At 39.4% G+C, this 17,459-nt stretch carries 21 protein-coding genes and 1 tRNA gene; 11 read left to right on the top strand and 11 right to left on the bottom strand.

The features are described from left to right. The coding region (locus BLV00_RS17320) for a transposase (RefSeq protein WP_143030664.1) at positions 1-224 on the bottom strand (224 nt) is incomplete at its 3' end. 621 nt (positions 225-845) lie between these two features. Here BLV00_RS17320 and BLV00_RS17325 point away from each other — a divergent pair. Further along, positions 846-2,402: a rhomboid family protein gene (locus BLV00_RS17325; protein ID WP_176791693.1), complete on the top strand. Its 1,557-nt coding sequence runs from the start codon at positions 846-848 to the stop codon at positions 2,400-2,402. Here the strand turns inward: BLV00_RS17325 and BLV00_RS17330 are convergent. Continuing rightward, positions 2,387-3,262 (bottom strand): hypothetical protein, encoded by an 876-nt coding sequence (locus tag BLV00_RS17330; protein ID WP_093046225.1) that lies wholly within the window; start codon positions 3,260-3,262, stop codon positions 2,387-2,389. The two genes, BLV00_RS17325 and BLV00_RS17330, sit on opposite strands and share 16 nt — an antisense overlap. An 85-nt stretch (positions 3,263-3,347) precedes the next feature. Between BLV00_RS17330 and BLV00_RS17335 the strand changes: the two genes are divergently transcribed. From BLV00_RS17335 to BLV00_RS17370, 8 genes are all read left to right on the top strand, one after another. After that, positions 3,348-4,394 carry a M42 family metallopeptidase gene (locus tag BLV00_RS17335; RefSeq protein WP_093046226.1) on the top strand — a complete coding sequence of 349 codons (1,047 nt, stop codon included), beginning with the start codon at positions 3,348-3,350 and terminating at the stop codon, positions 4,392-4,394. A 60-nt stretch (positions 4,395-4,454) separates the two neighbouring features. Further along, positions 4,455-5,909 carry a spore germination protein gene (locus BLV00_RS17340; RefSeq protein ID WP_093046227.1) on the top strand — a complete coding sequence of 485 codons (1,455 nt, stop codon included), beginning with the start codon at positions 4,455-4,457 and terminating at the stop codon, positions 5,907-5,909. A 75-nt stretch (positions 5,910-5,984) separates the two neighbouring features. Beyond that, the gene (locus BLV00_RS17345) at positions 5,985-6,182 is read left to right on the top strand and encodes a YqgQ family protein (protein WP_093046228.1); all 198 of its coding nucleotides are present in this window, start codon (positions 5,985-5,987) and stop codon (positions 6,180-6,182) included. A 15-nt stretch (positions 6,183-6,197) separates the two neighbouring features. Beyond that, positions 6,198-7,160, top strand: a complete 963-nt coding sequence (locus BLV00_RS17350; protein ID WP_093046229.1) for an ROK family glucokinase — start codon at positions 6,198-6,200, stop codon at positions 7,158-7,160. A gap of 303 nt (positions 7,161-7,463) precedes the next feature. Then, positions 7,464-9,401: an LTA synthase family protein gene (locus BLV00_RS17355; protein WP_093046230.1), complete on the top strand. Its 1,938-nt coding sequence runs from the start codon at positions 7,464-7,466 to the stop codon at positions 9,399-9,401. Between the two features lie 114 nt (positions 9,402-9,515). Further along, positions 9,516-10,352, top strand: a complete 837-nt coding sequence (locus tag BLV00_RS17360) for a M14 family metallopeptidase (RefSeq protein ID WP_245729008.1) — start codon at positions 9,516-9,518, stop codon at positions 10,350-10,352. Between the two features lie 126 nt (positions 10,353-10,478). After that, on the top strand, positions 10,479-11,177 hold the full coding sequence (locus BLV00_RS17365) for an ABC transporter ATP-binding protein (RefSeq protein ID WP_093046232.1): 699 nt from the start codon (positions 10,479-10,481) through the stop codon (positions 11,175-11,177). A 12-nt stretch (positions 11,178-11,189) separates the two neighbouring features. Continuing rightward, positions 11,190-11,978, top strand: a complete 789-nt coding sequence (locus tag BLV00_RS17370) for an ABC transporter permease (RefSeq protein WP_093046233.1) — start codon at positions 11,190-11,192, stop codon at positions 11,976-11,978. Positions 11,979-12,031: 53 nt separating this feature from the next. On the opposite strand, the gene BLV00_RS17375 is transcribed toward BLV00_RS17370, so the two are convergent. Next, complete coding sequence (locus BLV00_RS17375; RefSeq protein ID WP_085508862.1) at positions 12,032-12,196, bottom strand: DUF2759 domain-containing protein; 165 nt, start codon at positions 12,194-12,196, stop codon at positions 12,032-12,034. A 172-nt stretch (positions 12,197-12,368) separates the two neighbouring features. Between BLV00_RS17375 and BLV00_RS17380 the strand changes: the two genes are divergently transcribed. Beyond that, complete coding sequence (locus tag BLV00_RS17380) at positions 12,369-12,992, top strand: MBL fold metallo-hydrolase (RefSeq protein ID WP_093046234.1); 624 nt, start codon at positions 12,369-12,371, stop codon at positions 12,990-12,992. A gap of 156 nt (positions 12,993-13,148) precedes the next feature. Further along, positions 13,149-14,261, top strand: coding sequence for an SAM-dependent methyltransferase (locus BLV00_RS17385; RefSeq protein WP_093046235.1), 1,113 nt, complete (start codon positions 13,149-13,151; stop codon positions 14,259-14,261). A 15-nt stretch (positions 14,262-14,276) separates the two neighbouring features. On the opposite strand, the gene BLV00_RS17390 is transcribed toward BLV00_RS17385, so the two are convergent. From BLV00_RS17390 to comGC, 8 genes are all read right to left on the bottom strand, one after another. Beyond that, positions 14,277-14,516, bottom strand: coding sequence for a DUF2626 domain-containing protein (locus BLV00_RS17390; protein WP_093046236.1), 240 nt, complete (start codon positions 14,514-14,516; stop codon positions 14,277-14,279). A gap of 88 nt (positions 14,517-14,604) precedes the next feature. Continuing rightward, complete coding sequence (locus tag BLV00_RS17395; protein ID WP_093046237.1) at positions 14,605-15,285, bottom strand: helix-turn-helix transcriptional regulator; 681 nt, start codon at positions 15,283-15,285, stop codon at positions 14,605-14,607. A 198-nt stretch (positions 15,286-15,483) separates the two neighbouring features. Continuing rightward, positions 15,484-15,555 (bottom strand) — tRNA-Gln (locus BLV00_RS17400). Between the two features lie 77 nt (positions 15,556-15,632). Next, positions 15,633-16,013 carry a hypothetical protein gene (locus BLV00_RS17405; protein WP_093046238.1) on the bottom strand — a complete coding sequence of 127 codons (381 nt, stop codon included), beginning with the start codon at positions 16,011-16,013 and terminating at the stop codon, positions 15,633-15,635. Then, positions 15,973-16,398: a ComGF family competence protein gene (locus BLV00_RS17410; protein ID WP_093046239.1), complete on the bottom strand. Its 426-nt coding sequence runs from the start codon at positions 16,396-16,398 to the stop codon at positions 15,973-15,975. Before BLV00_RS17410 ends, BLV00_RS17405 begins: the two co-directional genes overlap by 41 nt. Beyond that, positions 16,379-16,711 carry a prepilin-type N-terminal cleavage/methylation domain-containing protein gene (locus BLV00_RS17415; protein WP_093046240.1) on the bottom strand — a complete coding sequence of 111 codons (333 nt, stop codon included), beginning with the start codon at positions 16,709-16,711 and terminating at the stop codon, positions 16,379-16,381. Before BLV00_RS17415 ends, BLV00_RS17410 begins: the two co-directional genes overlap by 20 nt. Beyond that, complete coding sequence (gene comGD / locus BLV00_RS17420) at positions 16,701-17,138, bottom strand: competence type IV pilus minor pilin ComGD (protein WP_093046241.1); 438 nt, start codon at positions 17,136-17,138, stop codon at positions 16,701-16,703. The genes BLV00_RS17415 and comGD overlap by 11 nt, the downstream gene beginning before the upstream one ends. A gap of 17 nt (positions 17,139-17,155) precedes the next feature. After that, on the bottom strand, positions 17,156-17,458 hold the full coding sequence (gene comGC / locus BLV00_RS17425; RefSeq protein ID WP_093046242.1) for a competence type IV pilus major pilin ComGC: 303 nt from the start codon (positions 17,456-17,458) through the stop codon (positions 17,156-17,158). Between the last annotated feature and the right edge of the window lies 1 nt (position 17,459).

Genomic DNA, 17,459 nt, shown 5'->3' on the forward strand with positions numbered 1-17,459 from the left:
GCGTTCTCTTTAATTAACTGAATTACCTTCAGTTTAAGGGCTGGAGAATAGTTTGTATAGGGAAACGAAAATGCCTTATTACCATGATATCGGTACAAAGCGACCCAGTAACGAAGAACGGAGTTATCTACTTTCACCTGGTTCTCCAGTTCTCGATAGCTGATGGATTCATTTAAATATCGTTTAATAATGTGTAGTTTTTCTTCTGGGGTATACTGGCTCATAAGAGCACCTCCTATTGTCAGATGAGTGTCCAACAATAGGGGTGCATTGCATCAATCCCGTAGGACTTTGAATAAGCTTCTTGAATTAACACCGCACGAAGAAAATGCGTAGCATTTTCGAGGAGTCTCGCAATTTCCCGGACCTCCTTGCGTTTATAAGAGTAACGGAAATATCGATAGGTATAATCATTCAATCATAGTAACAGCTACAAAGAGGGCTTGTTTCCTGAATCATTGAGCCTTGTCATGCTGTGAATGTGGAAGATTTCATCAAAAAACAGATAGGGTGGCGGGGAAACGGTGAGACTCCCGTGGGAGAAGGATCTAGGCAAGACCCCGGAAGACGAAGTCTGAGGAGGCTTGCCAGTTCCCCCACAGGAAAGCGAACCGTTTCCCAGCCTCCCTTCTCCTGACTCGGCGACCATAACGGAAACAGTTTCTCTCGAAACTGAGTCTTCAATTAAAGGGAGATTTTATGTAAAATCAACACTAAGATTTAACAGAGCCTATGGATAAGAAACCATCCAACCATAAAAATAGGGAAAGTAATGAAAATAATAATCATTCGATTTCTACCATATTCTATAGCATGATATGATAAAAGGAGGAAGGAGCCGGGCTATGTTTATTGAGGAAGAATTTTATTTTTGGAAGCTTACCCATGACCTGGTCGTCAACCAGGGGTTTGACATCCTCCATGTCAATGAAGCAAACAGTGAAGTATGGCTGGAAAAACAAATAAATCGTAAAAACCATATACTAAGGCTTTATCGTACTCAATTCGATTGGTCCAACCATGTGAAAAATGATATCGCACGTATCAATCAGCATATTCAAAAGAACAAGCATATGTTTGTCGGGAAGGAACTGAATGTTCATGCCGTATATATTTCGGAATATAGTCCGGTAGATGACTGGGATGGTTTGGTTCGCCCGCTGAAAGTCAAAGGGAAAAAAGATATTTTTCTAAAGGTTCACTATTTAGATCGCGCAGAAAGGGAACAAAAACTGAGCAATCTATACGAGAACTTGGAACTTTTTCCTGTTCCAGCCCTTGATCGGCATTCCGTAACTTTGTACGATAACATGGAACTAGAGGAACGAGTCGAACACCTTAAAAAAGAGATCTTGTATCAGAGGGACAAAAAGAGAAAAGAGCAAGTGGAGTTGTTTGAGTATGGTAAACCTTTGATGACCCGACTGCTCTTAGTAATCAATATTGCTTTATTCTTATATATAGAAATGAATGGGCAAAGCACTTCAGTCTTAGATTTGATTAATTATGGGGCCAAGTACAATCCAGCGATTATAGAGGGAGAATGGTGGCGGATTGTAACATCAATGTTTATTCATATTGGCATACTCCACCTTTTCATGAATATGCTTGCTCTGTATTACTTGGGAATGGCAGTTGAAAAGATCTATGGCACCGGGCGCTTTACCCTAATTTACTTCCTGGCAGGTATTGCTGGTGGAATTACCAGCTTTGCCTTGAACCCTCAAGTAGCTGCTGGAGCTTCGGGTGCAATATTTGGTTTATTTGGCGCTTTATTATTTTTCGGGGTCAAGCATAGACAAATATTTTTCCGTACGATGGGACGCAATTTACTGTTTATCATAGGCTTGAATGTGGTGTTGGGATTGTCTGTACCACAAATTGATAATGGCGCCCATATGGGGGGATTGGTAGGAGGTTTCATTGCCAGCGTTATCGTCAACATGCCTAAAAATCGTCAGTTTGTATGGCAAAGCTTAGCGGCGTTTTTGTACATTACAAGTGTGTCTGCTTTAGCAGTTTTTGGTTATTATCAAGTAGATAATCAACAGCATACAGCTGTAGATGTCGAGATGTCTACCTCAATGCTTGAGGATAAACGTTATGAAGAAACGATTACTTATACGAGCCAAGCCTTGGACAAAGAGGGCGATTATGATGCTTATTTACTTTTTAATCGCGCAGTAGCTTATTTTGAAACCAGACAAATTGATAAGGCACAAACTGATTTAGAAAAAGTGGTTGAGATGGATCCTAAGATGGCAGAAGCTCATTATAATCTCGCATTGATTTATCAAAACAAGGGAGAAAAAGAAAAAGCGATAACGCACGCCAAACAAGCGAGAGAGCTACGCCCTTCTAATGATGATTTTAAAAAATTCTATGCTCAGTTAATGGAATAATACTGAATCAGTTGCTCTTTTTTACCTTGATCATCTTCAAACAGGACGAGAAGGTGATCCGCATTCTTGGAAAAAAGGATTAAAGGAATGTAACTTTGAATAGGATGTCCTGTTGATTTATTATCTGCAATCCCTAGCACATAATTTTTATATAAGCCTTCCCAAAGCTGACCAAGAATGCGTGTTGAATCCTTTTGTGAGACCCCAGGGATGGGCTTATCTTCATACTGGTACAGATCTGTCAGTGGGACAGCAATGTACTTTTCTTGAGGAATATTGAAGTGAGCGATAAGTTCGTCCCATTGGTAGTCCAGTTGCTGCTGGATGGAGTGGTTGATCGTTTTCTCCCATTCTCTATGCTCAGCAGTTTTTGCAGTATGGAAGGATTCTAATGGTGTATGGGGGGAATCGACTACATAAAGTTGATCATAGGAAAGGGTCTGGATACTTTTTATTACATCCTCCGGGTAATGAATTTCACCATGATGAAAGGTGATAGCCTGATACAAGCTGGTATCTTCCCCATGAAGAACAGACGACTGTTCGATTTGCTGGCCATTTTCCCGCCATTTATTCAAAATACCTTTCAATTGACCATCGACATAGAGAAGTGAGAGATCCTGTCTTAGATACATTTGCTCGTTACTGTCAGAAATACTTTTCCATTCCACTTCGTATTCGTCGGCATCGGTTTCGGACTCAAAGCTTAATTGGGTTTTTGCTTGATCAAACTTTTTCGTTTCATCAATTGGAAAATACTTGATTACACTCTCTGTGGTGGGCTGGAAAGGTTGGAATACAGCTATCACGACTATAACTATCGCTAATACCATCAAAATAGACCATACATATTTCTTCATGTGCTCGTCCCCTTTTTGATCAGACACCTTATTAAATGTTATATGAGAGAAATAAACTTTTATGATAATGAACGGAGGAGTAAATATGCAAAAAAATATCAATCATATGGTGAATTACTTAGAGGAATTAGTTACCATTCCAAGTCCTTCAGGTAACACGGAAGAAATCATGCGCTTTTGTGAAAACTTACTAAAAATGCAAAAAGTAGAAATTAAAACAACAAATAAAGGTGCTTTATTTGCTACTGTAAGAGGAAACGATGATCAAAAACATCGTGTGTTGACAGCGCATTTAGATACATTGGGAGCAATGGTGAAAGAAATAAAGTCAGATGGCAAGCTCCGCTTATCTATGATCGGAGGTTTCAAATGGAATAGCGTGGAGGGAGAGTACTGTACTATACATACGATGGACGACTCCGCCTATCCAGGAACAATATTGATGCATCAAGCATCCGTGCATGTTTATCAGGATGCCGGAAAAGCGAAACGTGATGAACAAAACATCGTGGTTCGAATTGATGAACAAGTGAATAGTAAAGAGGATGTCCAGGCATTAGGAATACAGGTAGGTGATTTTGTCTCATTTGACCCTCGTTATCAGTATTCAGATAGTGGATATATTAAATCCCGTCATTTGGATGATAAGGCAAGCGCTGCTGTGTTATTACACATGATCGAAGAAATATCAGCCAATGAATTGGAATTACCATATACTACCCATTTCTTCTTTTCTAATAATGAAGAAATCGGTTATGGGGCCAATGCAAGTATTCCTGATAGGACAGTAGAATACATTGCTGTAGATATGGGCGCAATTGGGGATGGACAGACATCTACTGAGCATGATGTTTCGATTTGCGCCAAAGATTCGAGTGGTCCTTATCACCTCGGTCTGAAGAATCAATTGGTACGCCTTGCAGACAAGAATGATATTCCATACCAAATTGATATCTATCCCTACTACGGATCAGATGCTTCAGCAGCCATTCGTGCAGGATATGATATTAAACACGGGCTTGTAGGGCCTGGGATTGATGCTTCCCATTCCTTTGAAAGAACCCATACAGATTCATTGTGGCATACGTATCAATTATTAATGCAATATGTACAGGCCCCGATGATCGATTGATGCATTAATCTTCATTGACAGTACAAACTAATACCAACTGCTGTTGATGAGGGTGAGTATATGAAAGAGAAACAGAAATTATATTCTGACTACCAGAAAAATATAGATTATCTGCATGAGCAGCTAGGTGTAGATAAAAGCTTTGATGTCATACAATTAGATTTGCATTATGCAGGACGAAAAATGAGTTTGTTCATGATTGATGGGTTTGTAAAAGATGATATTCTTCATTACCTAATGGAGTTTCTTGCTTATTTGGAGCCGGAACATTTAGAGCCGGATCCGCTCGAACAGTTACTGAAACGCAGCATTCCTTACGTTGAATTAGACCAAACGGATGATTTAAATGATACAGTAGATAAAGTCCTGGCTGGACCGACAGCATTAGTTGTTGAGGGATTAGATACTGTCATTTTGATTGACGCTCGTACATACCCGGTACGAGGACCTGAGGAACCTGATTTGGAACGTGTTACAAGGGGATCAAGGGATGGATTTGTTGAAACAATTGTATTCAACACAGCTCTTACGAGAAGACGTGTTAGAGACAGAACTTTACGAATGGAATATATGCAAATTGGCCGTCGCTCTCAAACTGACATTTGTGTCTGTTATATAGAAGATATAGCAGATGACAAAAGAGTGGAACATGTGAAAAGTATCCTTGAAAAAATTGATACCGATGCTCTTCCAATGGCAGAAAAGACGGTGGAAGAGTTTTTAAGTGGGGAACATTGGAATCCCTACCCGAAGATAAGGTATACAGAAAGACCGGATACAGCAGCGGCTCATTTATATGAAGGCCATGTGCTGATTATGATTGATGGGTCGCCAAGTGTGATGATTACACCTGCAACCTATTGGCATCATTTACAGCATGCAGAAGAATATCGCCAAAAACCGATGGTTGGTGCGTATTTACGCTTTGTCCGCTTCTTTGCTATCTTTGCTTCAATTTTCATTCTACCGTTGTATTACTTATTCTCGGTAAACCAGGAGTTGCTACCGGAAGCCTGGAGTTTTATCGGTCCTGCTGAGGCAGCTGCCATTCCTTTGATTGCTCAGTTTTTATTAGCTGAAATTGGAATTGATATGTTGAAAATGGCAGCCATTCATACACCTTCCTCCCTTGCTACAGCTCTTGGGTTGGTCGCTGCGATTTTAATTGGGCAAGTTGCGGTAGAGGTAGGTTTGTTTTCAAATGAAGTTGTTCTTTATTTATCAATAGCAGCAATCGGAACATTTACGACTCCAAGCTACGAATTAAGCCTGGCCAATCGGCTGGTAAGAATATTTTTATTGATAGTAACCGCCATATTTGGCTTGGGAGGCTACGTCATAGGTATAACATTATGGATGTTGAATCTTGTCCGGATGAAGACATTCCACACACCATATTTCTGGCCGTTACTGCCATTTAATGCCAAAGCGATGAGAGATGTTTTGGTTCGCTCACCGATGCCATTAAAGAATAGGCGGCCAGCCTTTTTGCACCCGAAAGATCCAGACAGATAAAGTGGTCTGGATCTTTTCATTTTCCTTTATATCAATTATTCAGGCTAATTGATATAATATATACAGGTGATGATAATGAGAACAATTTATGATATTCAACAATTATTGAAAAAGTTCGGAACGTTCATATACATAGGGAACCGGTTGGCTGATTTGGAGCTGATGGAGGAAGAAATTAAACAATTGCACCAGGCCCAGTGTATATCAAATGAAGATTACCAAATGGCAATATTATTATTAAGAAGCGAAGCTGCCCGTGAACGGGATCGATAAAAGGGAGAGACATATATGCAAAAATATTACATAGGAGCAGATATTGGCGGCACGACTATCAAAATGGCTGTTATAACAGAAGACGGCAGTATCGTGGAAAAGTGGGAAATATCTACGAATCATAAGGACGAGGGAAATCATATCCCAGAAGATATTCAATCTTCTTTAAAGTCAAAATTGGTTGAGCTCGGTATTCAAAAGGAGCAGGTATTAGGAATAGGAGCCGGGGCACCAGGCTTTGTAAATGCAGATAGTGGATTTGTATACCAAACAGTGAATATAGGTTGGAGAAACTTTGAGTTAGGAAGTATTCTTAATGAAAAAACAGAGTTTCCTGTATTTGTCGATAATGATGCAAATCTGGCAGCATTGGGAGAAAAGTGGAAGGGTTCTGGAGAAAATTCCAATGACCTGATCGCCGTGACGTTAGGCACAGGAGTAGGTGGAGGCATCATCGCTAATGGAGAAGTTATCAATGGAGTCAATGGTACCGGAGGAGAAATTGGCCATATCACGGTTATCCCTGAAGGTGGGGCGGCATGTAACTGTGGAAAGACAGGTTGCTTAGAGACTATTGCTTCTGCTACTGGTATCGTTCGATTAGCAGAGGAAGCCATATCGAAAAACCCGGAAACATCACTCGTAGAATTGTCCTCAAATGGTTTAACAGCAAAAGACGTATTTCAAGCTGCGAGTGCAGGGGATAAGCAGGCTCGGGAAGTCCTTGATTATGTCACTGATGTACTAGGGATGACGATTGCAAACCTGGCGATAGCCTGCAATCCTTCTAAAATTGTTATTGGCGGGGGTGTATCAAAAGCTGGCGAAGATTTATTGATTCCTTTGAGAAAAGCTTTTGATCAATACGCTTTACCACGCACGAGTGAGGCATGTGAATTCGTTATAGCGGAATTAGGAAATGATGCTGGGGTGCTTGGTGGAGCTTTCTTAGTAAAACAGAATCTTGGATTAGAATAGGAAAAGGACTGCGAAAGGCAGTCCTTTTTTTAATCACACTCCCAGATAATACAAATTGCCTTTCTCAAAGGTATCACTTATAATTTTCTATTAGCCGGAAATGAGTCCAGATGCTACAAATCGGGATGTAAAGCATTTGTAAATGAATAGTAAAAAAATAAATGAAACTTTTCTGGTACAATAGTCGTCATATTAGAAGATAGGTTTAATATTAATGATAAATGGATATTGTTAAATACAGGTGTGTCTCATGTTAAAAATAAGTGAAACATGAATACCCTGGAAGTTAAGGAGGATATAGACATGCAAGCTTCAAAGTTCAAGTTACCATTGTTCATAATTGCAACCGTGTTATTTGGTTTGAAGACATATATCGTATATAAATATATGTTCAACCTGAGCATTGAAAATACCATGCAAGAACTGATTCTCTTCTTGAATCCATTCGTGAGTGCCTATCTTGTATTCGCCATCAGTGTATGGCTGAAACCTAGAAGGCAGATGAAATATCTGCGATGGACAATTCTAATCGGTACAATGATTTTATATTTGAATCTAGTATTCTATCGTAATTTTACTGATTTTATTACCATTCCTGTGTTATTCCAGGGTAATAACGCAGCTGATTTAGGCAGCAGTATCCTTTCGCTTGTTCATTTACCGGATTTACTCCTGTTCATGGATGTTGCTGTTGTGTGGTTCTTAAGCAAGCGAGCTGCCAGCTGGGCAGTTGATTTTTCTAAAGCAGGAAAAATTGCTGCTACAGCAGTTACGTTTTTGCTATTGACTGCCAATGTTGTGCTCGCGGAAATGGAGCGCCCAATGTTGTTCGTCCGCGCATTCGATCGTGAATATCTTGTTAAGAATATCGGGATCTTCAATTATCATGTTTATGATGCCACGATGACAACGAAGACTAAAGCACAACGTGTGTTAGCTGATGGCAGTGAAGTGCAAGAGATCGAAACGTATATGCGCGAAAATACCACCAATAACGAAAAAACAGATTTATTTGGTGTTGCTGAAGACAGGAACGTCATCTTTGTGTCTGTGGAATCGATGCAGAACTTCGTGTTAGATGAAGAAGTTAATGGGAAAGAAATTACTCCATTCATGAATGACTTAAAAGAAAGCAGTGACACGATTTTCTTCCCGAACTTCTATCACCAGACAGCGCAAGGTAAAACGTCTGATTCGGAGTTCATTGTAGAAAACAGCATGTATCCACTGCCGAGGGGTGCCGTATACTTCACCCATGCGGCCAATGAATATAATTCATTACCAGAAATTTTGAATGAAGAAGATTATTACACTTCTGTTTACCATGCGAATAACAAAAGTTTCTGGAACCGTGATACCATGTATGCAAATTTAGGCTACGATAAATTTTTTGATGAACAGTCTTTTGAAGAAAACGAGGAAAACTCATTTGGATGGGGATTGGAAGATAAAGCGTTCTTCGAACAATCCATCAAATATTTGAAAGAACAGGAACAACCTTTCTACAGTAAATTCATTACACTAACGCATCATTTCCCGTTTGAATTACCTGAAGAGAAGGCGCATATTGATAAATATAATTCTAACTCCAAAACATTGAATAATTATATGCCAACTGCGCGTTATACAGATGAATCGTTAAAAGGGTTCTTCCAGCAGTTGAAGGATGCTGGACTGTATGAAGACTCTATCATTGTTTTGATGGGAGATCACTATGGTATCAGTGATTTCCACAATAAAGCGATGAGTCAATTCCTGGGAACAGAAATTGATGGCTATCAGCATATCCAGAACCAGCGGGTACCATTTATGATCCACATTCCTGGTTATGAAGGCGGTAAGCAATACGATAAAATCGCCGGTCAAGTAGATGTTAAACCGACATTGATGCATCTATTGGGAATCGAAGAGGAAAACGACCTCTCATTTGGTACTAACCTGTTTGCTGATGAACGCAAAGGTTTTATCGCTATGCGTGACGGAAGCTTTGTGACAGACGAATATATCTACAAAGGTGAGGTTTGTTACGATAGAGAAACAGGAGAACCAATTGAGACGGCGTCTGAACAGGAATCCCCATGTCTGCCGTTTAAAGAAAAAGTCGATAAGGAACTCGCGTATTCAGATAGCCTGATTTATGGCGACTTGCTTCGCTTCTATGATTTTGATGAAGGTGAACGCCAGACGAAAGAAGAAGTTGAAGAAAAAGAAAAGAAAAAGGAACAACAAAACAATCAATAATGAGTATGGAGTAAAAGACACCCATCGGGTGTCTTTTTCTTATAATAAGATAAATGAAGTAGAGAGGGGAATATCATGGGTAAGGGTTACGATACAAACTTACTTAATCGAGATATGGAGAAGTGTCTAAGATCACCCTTTGTCAAGGGGGAAGTAATTGGAGTGTCCCTCTTAAAAAAGCCGCTTCATCTATTAACTATAGGTAATGGACCCTTTTTAGTACATTGGAACGGGGGATTTCATGGAAACGAATGGGTGACATCCAGAATTCTTATGGAAATCGTGTTGGAATTATTAGAGTTACTAGATAAAAATGAGGCTTGGAACGGTAATTCACTGAAGGATCTTTTTAAACAGGTGCGACTGCAAGTGGTTCCAATGGTTAATCCCGATGGAGTAGACCTGGTAATCCATGGAGAAGATAAAGCAGCGAGTTACCAGGAACTTGTTAAGCAATTGAATTATCCAAACCGAACATACTCATCCTGGAAAGCGAACATACGCGGAATTGATTTAAATAAGCAATTTCCTTCCGGATGGGAAATTGAACGAAATAGAAAGCCCGCTTATCCGACCTTCAGAGACTTTCCAGGCTATGGACCACTTACTGAGCCAGAATCAAAAGCTATGGCACAGTTGATCATAAAGGAACCCGCTGACCGTTTGCTATGTTTTCATTCTCAGGGTGAGGTCATCTACTATGGCTACTCCAATAAACAACCTAAGGTTTCAGAGGATGTGGTAAAGAAATTTCAGAGGGTAAGCGGATATGAACCAGTTCGAACTTTTGACAGTCATGCAGGTTTGAAAGATTGGTTTATCGATCGCTATCAGAAGGAAGGATATACGGTAGAGGTTGGAAGAGGCGTCAACCCCTTGCCTTTATCCCAGTATGATAAGAACCTGGAGAAAGTGAAAAGACTTGCTTTTCAATCCCTCATACGAGGCTAAGTATTTGGTATCCCTATGTTCTTTTGTCATAATTAAATTTAACTTCCCATAGGGAGAGTGAATATGGAACCCTGTTATAAAAATAAACGGGATAGATAATTCTAAGAAAGAAAGTTGGTGAAGTAAATGACACAAGCCATTTTCTCTTTTAAAGGTGTTACAGATGATATTCTTAACCATTTGAGCTTTAACATCTACAAAAATGAGAAAGTCATGTTGTTTGGTCCTTCGGGGGCAGGGAAGAGCTCTTTGTTATTTCTATTCAATCGATTGAGGGATCCCAAAGAGGGAAAAATTGAATTTAAGGACAGGCCGATAACAGAATATGATATCTCTAATTTGCGTAGAAAGGTAGGATTATTGCTTCAATCACCAAACTTGTTCCCTGGTACCGTCCTCGATAATTTAAAGTACGGCCCTTCACTTTGTGGGGAATGGAATCCCGCCGACGCGAAAAAGCTGCTGGAGTATGTACAACTTCCTGAAAGTTATTTGAATCGAAAGGTCGACCAGCTTTCCGGAGGGGAACAGCAGCGTGTTTCCCTCGGTCGTACTCTGGCTAACTCTCCGGAGGTGTTATTGCTAGATGAACCAACAAGTGCACTTGATTATCGTACAGCAGAAGAAATTGAGGAAGTATTAGAAGAATTGGTAGATGTACACCAGTTGACCATGGTTATGGTCACCCATGATTTAAGGCAAGCCAAGCGATTAGGGGAACGAGGGCTGTTCCTGATGGATGGAGAAATAAAAGAGGATGATCAGATAAAAACGATGCTCACAGAACCAAAGACAGAAGAACTCAAAGATTTCATTCAAGATTAGGAGGGATACGTGATGGAGCCGGAAGTATCTAATCAGTCGTTACTTTTTCTGATCGTATTCGTACTTGTTCCATTAACCTTATCTTATTATTATCAATTAGGAATGAACAAAGACATTGTCTGGTCCGCTATAAGGGGTACGGTACAGCTGTTTGTGGTCGGTTACATATTGACCTTTCTTTTTGATTTGAACCCATTTATCGGTATTCCCTTGATGGTAAGTATCATGATAGTGATTGCAACCTTACATGCTAGAAACAAAGGGAAAGAATTACCGAATGTTTTTGCAGTGATCTTACTCGGCTTAATAACGGTAGAAGGTAGTGTGCTTGCTTTGTGGCTGGCTTTTGATATGATTGAATTCAGACCGTCCGAAGTCATACCAATGAGCGGGATGATCATTGGTAACAGTATGGTGGCTATGGGGCTGGCTCTTGAACGGATGAAAAGTGAATTTACAGAGAACAGTGGCAGGCTGATGGCGGCATTGTCGTTAGGAGCAAAACCTAATCAGGCTTCTCATCTGATAATCACAAAGACCCTGAACGCTGCCTTGATCCCGAATGTGGATCGTTTAAAAACAATTGGCCTTGTTCAGCTTCCTGGTATGATGACTGGCTTGATTCTTGGGGGAGTAGAACCTGTCATGGCAATCAAATATCAACTCGTGATCTCTTTAAGTATTTTCTCATCTGTCTCTTTAAGTGCTATGTTTATCACGATGGCCATGTACCGTTATTTTTTCAATAAAAATGATCAGTTGTTGGAAAGCGAAGAAGAGCTGCGTACACAATCTAAATGAATTTAAGGCAACGAAAAAACCTTGCCACCATAGGGTGACAAGGTTTTGTGATTTCATCCAAATAACCGGACATAAATCGTCATTACAGAAAACCAGCCGAAAATCAATGCTGAAGCCCCTGCAAATAATACTGCAAAGAAATTTTTTGTTTTCAATTCGCGGAATACGGCAAGTACGCAAAGAATTGCGACTAGTAAAAGAATGATAGCTGTTACCAAACTCAGCACCCCCTAAACCCTTCACTGTGTAGTATCCATAGCTTAACTTTGGATGTTATAATGGCTATGTAAAAACCTTTTCATTCCTCATACATTTTATAGTATGGATTAGAATTTGTCGAGTTATTCTATATGAATTTTAATAAAACATTGCAAAGGAGTCAATAGGCATATGAAAATTGTACAATTGCCCCTTGGGCCTCTAGGTACAAATTGCTATGTTCTTTCTGAACAAGAAAAGAGTCTGGTGATTGATCCAGGAGGAGATAGTGACCAGTTGATTGGTTATTTAACTGAAAATAAGCTGAAACCATCAGCTATCTTGTTAACACATGCTCATTTTGATCATATTGGAGCGGTGGATGATGTCAGGGATCATTTTGATGTTCCAGTTTACGTACATAAGGAGGAAGCGGATTGGCTGACAGACCCGAATCAGAATGGATCAGCGTTTTTCCAAATGGGGAGGATTGCAGCGCGTAAGGCCGAACACCATTTTGATATCGGGGAAATGAGTATCGGCCCTTTCATGTTTGAAGTCAGACACACTCCTGGACATTCCCCTGGGAGTGTCTCCTTGGTATTCAGAGGAGAAGACTTTGTGATAGCAGGAGATGCATTATTTCAACGGGGGATTGGCAGAACTGACCTTCCTGGAGGGGACATGGATACACTTTTAAGCAGTATTCGTAAAGAATTGTATACGCTGCCGGATTCAACTAAGGTATACCCAGGACACGGACCAGCGACGACCATCAGAGAAGAAAAGAGTGAGAACCCTTTTGTAACCTGGTAAAAATGTACAAAAAAGATCCTTCTTGAAAAATCAAGAAGGATCTTAGGGGGGATGTGCTCTGCTTTTTGTTGGTTAGGGATAAAAGTTAAGCTACTATAAATAAGTATAAACGAAATTATCACTATGTCAATAGTGTAAATTAAAAAGGGGACAGCAATGGAGAAAATTTTGAAATCTTTAATTGAGGACCGCCCAGAACGATCCATTGGCTATGACACTTTTATTGAATACTCCCTTTATCATGAAGGTAAGGGATATTATCAAAGAGATGGAATAAAGGTTGGCAAAGAGGGTGATTTCTATACTTCAAGTATGATTCATAGCATATTTGCTGAGATTTTCGCTGATTATTTCTTCAAGGTGACTCAAACCCTTGATATCCCGTTGCAAATTTGTGAAATAGGTGGAGGTGACGGGACCTTCGCCCATCAAGTGATGGAGCGCCTAAAAAGACATCAAGCGCCCTATACATATCATCTGATAGAAAAAAGTCCTTTCCATCGTGACACCTTAAAGGTAAATGAGTCAGAAGGGGGATTTGCCCTCTATGAAAGTATGGATGAATTTTTAAATCAAAACTCTTTTTTTGAGGGCATAATTTTCTCGAATGAATGGCTGGATGCGCAACCAGTAAAAGTGGTGGAGAAGTGCGATGGTGATATGGTGGAGATTCAAGTATCATTGGATGAAAAGGATAATTTCAAGGAAGTGGTCCGGCCATTGGACAGAGAATTATCCCTTTTTATGACTACCTATAACATCCATTTAGAAGAAGGACAACGCATAGAGATTCCTCTCTATATGATTCACGCTGTGCGAAAGTTGGACACTCTTCTGGATAGAGGTTTGATTGTAACGGTAGACTATGGATATGAGAGGGAGGATTGGAATCATCCTGCAAGAAGAGAAGGAAGCTTACGGGGTTATTCTCAGCATCAATTGGTCAAGAATGTGTTGCAGGATCCAGGCTCAATGGATATTACACATCATGTTCATTGGGATATATGGAAAGCTCTCGGTGAAGATATAGGGTGGGAGAACATTTTTCTTAAGAAGCAAAAAGAATTCCTGCTTCAATCCGGTATTCTAGAGGAACTGATTGCCCATAACAACGCCGATCCTTTCTCGGAAGAAAGCAAAAAGAATCGTGCTATCTCTTCCCTGGTTGCTGGCAATGGATATAGTCATGCTTTTGATGTATGTATCCAGGCTAAAAAAATAAACAAGGAGTCTATAGAAAGGCATAAAAAAAATCTGTTATCCGATTAAGGATAACAGATTTTTTTAATGAAACCCTGGCTGTAAGATAAATGTTGTGTAATACGTAAAACCGATCATAAATACTGTCAGGTAAGCACCAAATATGTACATGTACATACGTTCTGACAGCTTTAAGTAGCTTACTGCAAGGAAAAAAGCCGTTTGAACTAAAAATAATAAAGCCGATTCATTCATGTCGCCAACGTAGAACATGACAGTAAAAATACCAGTCCAAAAGGCAAGCACGCGGAACATACGATCCATGCTTTTCCCCCTCCTTTTCTTCGATGAAACTATCATAGATATTATAAACGACTCAACCAAGAATGTAAAACGAATCCTCACAAAAATGTCATATTTGAGCTTTGTATAGACAGTTTGCGCAGCCGTCCATCATATTATGCTCTTCTTTTAGTTTGATATCCTGAAACATCGCTTCAAACATGCCTTTTAAAAAGTGACTGTGCATATCACAAACTAATTGTTTCTGACGAGAGGCTACCTCTTTGAATGGACAATTATTTACAGTAAATACAATTGTATCATCTGTTTGTTGGTGAAATTCCGGAAATAATCCAGTCATTTGTGCGGAGTTTTTCAATAGTTCAAGTTTTTTAAAACGATTTAAGTTTGAAGTATTCGAAGTCTGTCGTTCAATGATTTCTTTTCCGAATTTTTTACCGGTTGAATAGAGAGCTGTTTTCCCAGCTTCACCCATGTCAGCAAAGGCTTCAAAGGCAATCTGTGCTAACAACTGATAATCACGGAAAGGGAAGTGAAGCTGTACCACTTCGTGAGATAGATTATAAACTCTGCTTGGTCTGCCCCCACGCCCTGTTTTCTTAGTGTGAGAAAGTAACATATTGACATCTTCTAGTTTCGATAAGTGCAGGCGTGCAACGTTCGGGTGTATTTCAAAAGCTTCAGCAATATCCTGGACGGTAACATCTGTGTTCTTTTGGACGATAAACTCATAAATATGAAAACGGGTTGGATCACTTAATACGTTAGTAATTTTTAATGTCTGTTCCATTAACAGTCACCCCTCTTAATAGGTCTGCCCTCATTATAATACAAACCAGGCTGGATTTTACTGAAAGGGAAAGAATGTTAAAAAACGTACACAAATTGCTAATATGGCTAACTTGTTAACCTTAAAATGTGACGTAAAACAAAAAAGCATGCTTGGAAAAGTGAGCAACTTTTCGTTAGCATGCTTTCTCATTAATAGCTGGGCTAGCTGGATTCGAACCAACGAATGACGGAATCAAAATCCGCTGCCTTACCGCTTGGCTATAGCCCATTAATTATGATGTAACTATAGTTTGTACCGGACTTCAAAATTTATTCAAATAAAAAACAAAGAATTTTATTCCGTGTTCACCCAAATGTATACTTTCGTCCAAATTTATTGGTGACACCTTTATTGGTAGTAATGACTATTTGCAGGTCATATGTACGCTCTGCTATCCATGTATATTGGATGTAAGTATCACCTTTCGGGAAAAGATACGTCACCTCACCGGACTTTGGAAGTTCTTCCTTGTGACTCATTTCTTTATGAAATTTAGCTAACCCACTCTGAAATAATGTCTCCATTACAATATTGTCATAATGGAGTTCGGTTGTATATTGATGGTTTTGATATAAGTGAATAGAGGTAGTTGTGGCAGCGAGGAAAAGAATAGATAGAAGTAACACAAATGGAAATATGAAGCCGTTACGGTATGTGGCTGGTGTATGTTTGAAGTCGCTTTTCAAAAGATTTTCCTCCCAAGGATTTAATTACAACAAGCAGCTGATTATTTTGCAAAGTAAATTGGATTGTTTCAATATCCCTTAATAATACTTCATGTCCCCGTCCACCAACTTGTCTTCTAACAGAAGAGCCATACCTTTCGATCGTAATAAGTTCACCGTGATAAGAAAGAAGTTCCAGACGAGTGGATTGTACGGAGACTATGTCATTAAACGCCAATTCATCTGAGGTAAATGTAAAGAATTGGCGGATACTTAGTTCCTGCTGCCGATTATCAATAGAAAATAATTGGAATAATGGAGCGAGTAAGGTGAGTATTAAGGTGACTAGCAATAAACTTATGATTGTTTCAGCTATTGTATATCCGTTAATTTTTTCGATATCCATAAAGGCAAACCTTTTCTGTGTGATTTTGATTACTGGTCCAATCCGCACATGCTTTTACTAAGCCATCCTGGATTTCAAAGCTTACGTGGATATTAGTAAAATCATCAATAGAGTAACTCATAACTCCCACCACTGGAGCATTTACTTTTTTAAGTAACTCATCGTGCAAAATTGCTGTCACTTTTCTCCGGTCCGTAAGAATAGCTTCTTCCATGTTTACTTTCATCATAATGGGTAAAGTGCTCAATAATAGGGTGAGCATTAGCCCGAATGCAACTATTACTTCCACCAATGTGAAGCCATTATATTTCATACATATAACACCTGCTTTTACCGAATGGAAAGACAATTTTATAGGTATTATTGGGAGTTTTTATACGAAAACTGCCTGGGTTGAATATGGTGCCGTCAGAGGAAAAACGGATGGGTAATTGTAAAGTCTGAATATCGATCATCAACGCCTGTGGGATGTCACGCTCAATAATTTTTTGTTCTTTTTTCGTATCCATTAATAAATATTTTTTTTGTGCAGGCATGATCATCAGGTCGTAAAATGATTGATTGTTCATCGATAATTGCTGTGTAAGTAAAACATCATCTTCAAATTGTTTGTAGAAATTAGTAAACGCAGTATGATCCTGGGTTTGACGGTGGATGGGGACAGCAATCGCAAGGAAAACGCTTAAAGTTAATAGCACAATCATGGTTTCAAGCAACGTATAGCCGTTTTTTGTTAACATAATAATATTCCACCCACCTATGGGGTTGATGTTACTTTACCTTCACTTGTCAATGTAAGGCTCTCGCCATTAGGACATGTAGTCTGAGTAATATATCCTTTAGTCTCTAAATCGCTGATTAGGGTCGGCATTCCCCCTTCATTGATATAGTACGCTTGCACTTGTGCTTCCGCCAGTTTAACCAGCGCCTCGCAACCTTTATCACGTACCATTTGATTGTTTTGGGCTATGTTCGGGATAGTTATAATCAACAATACTGAAATAATAAGCAAGACAACTAACATTTCTATCAACGTGAAACCTTTCTCATTTTTAAACATA

Origin of the sequence: Thalassobacillus cyri, assembly GCF_900107755.1 — a bacterium.
Classification (GTDB): domain Bacteria; phylum Bacillota; class Bacilli; order Bacillales; family Halobacillaceae; genus Thalassobacillus; species Thalassobacillus cyri.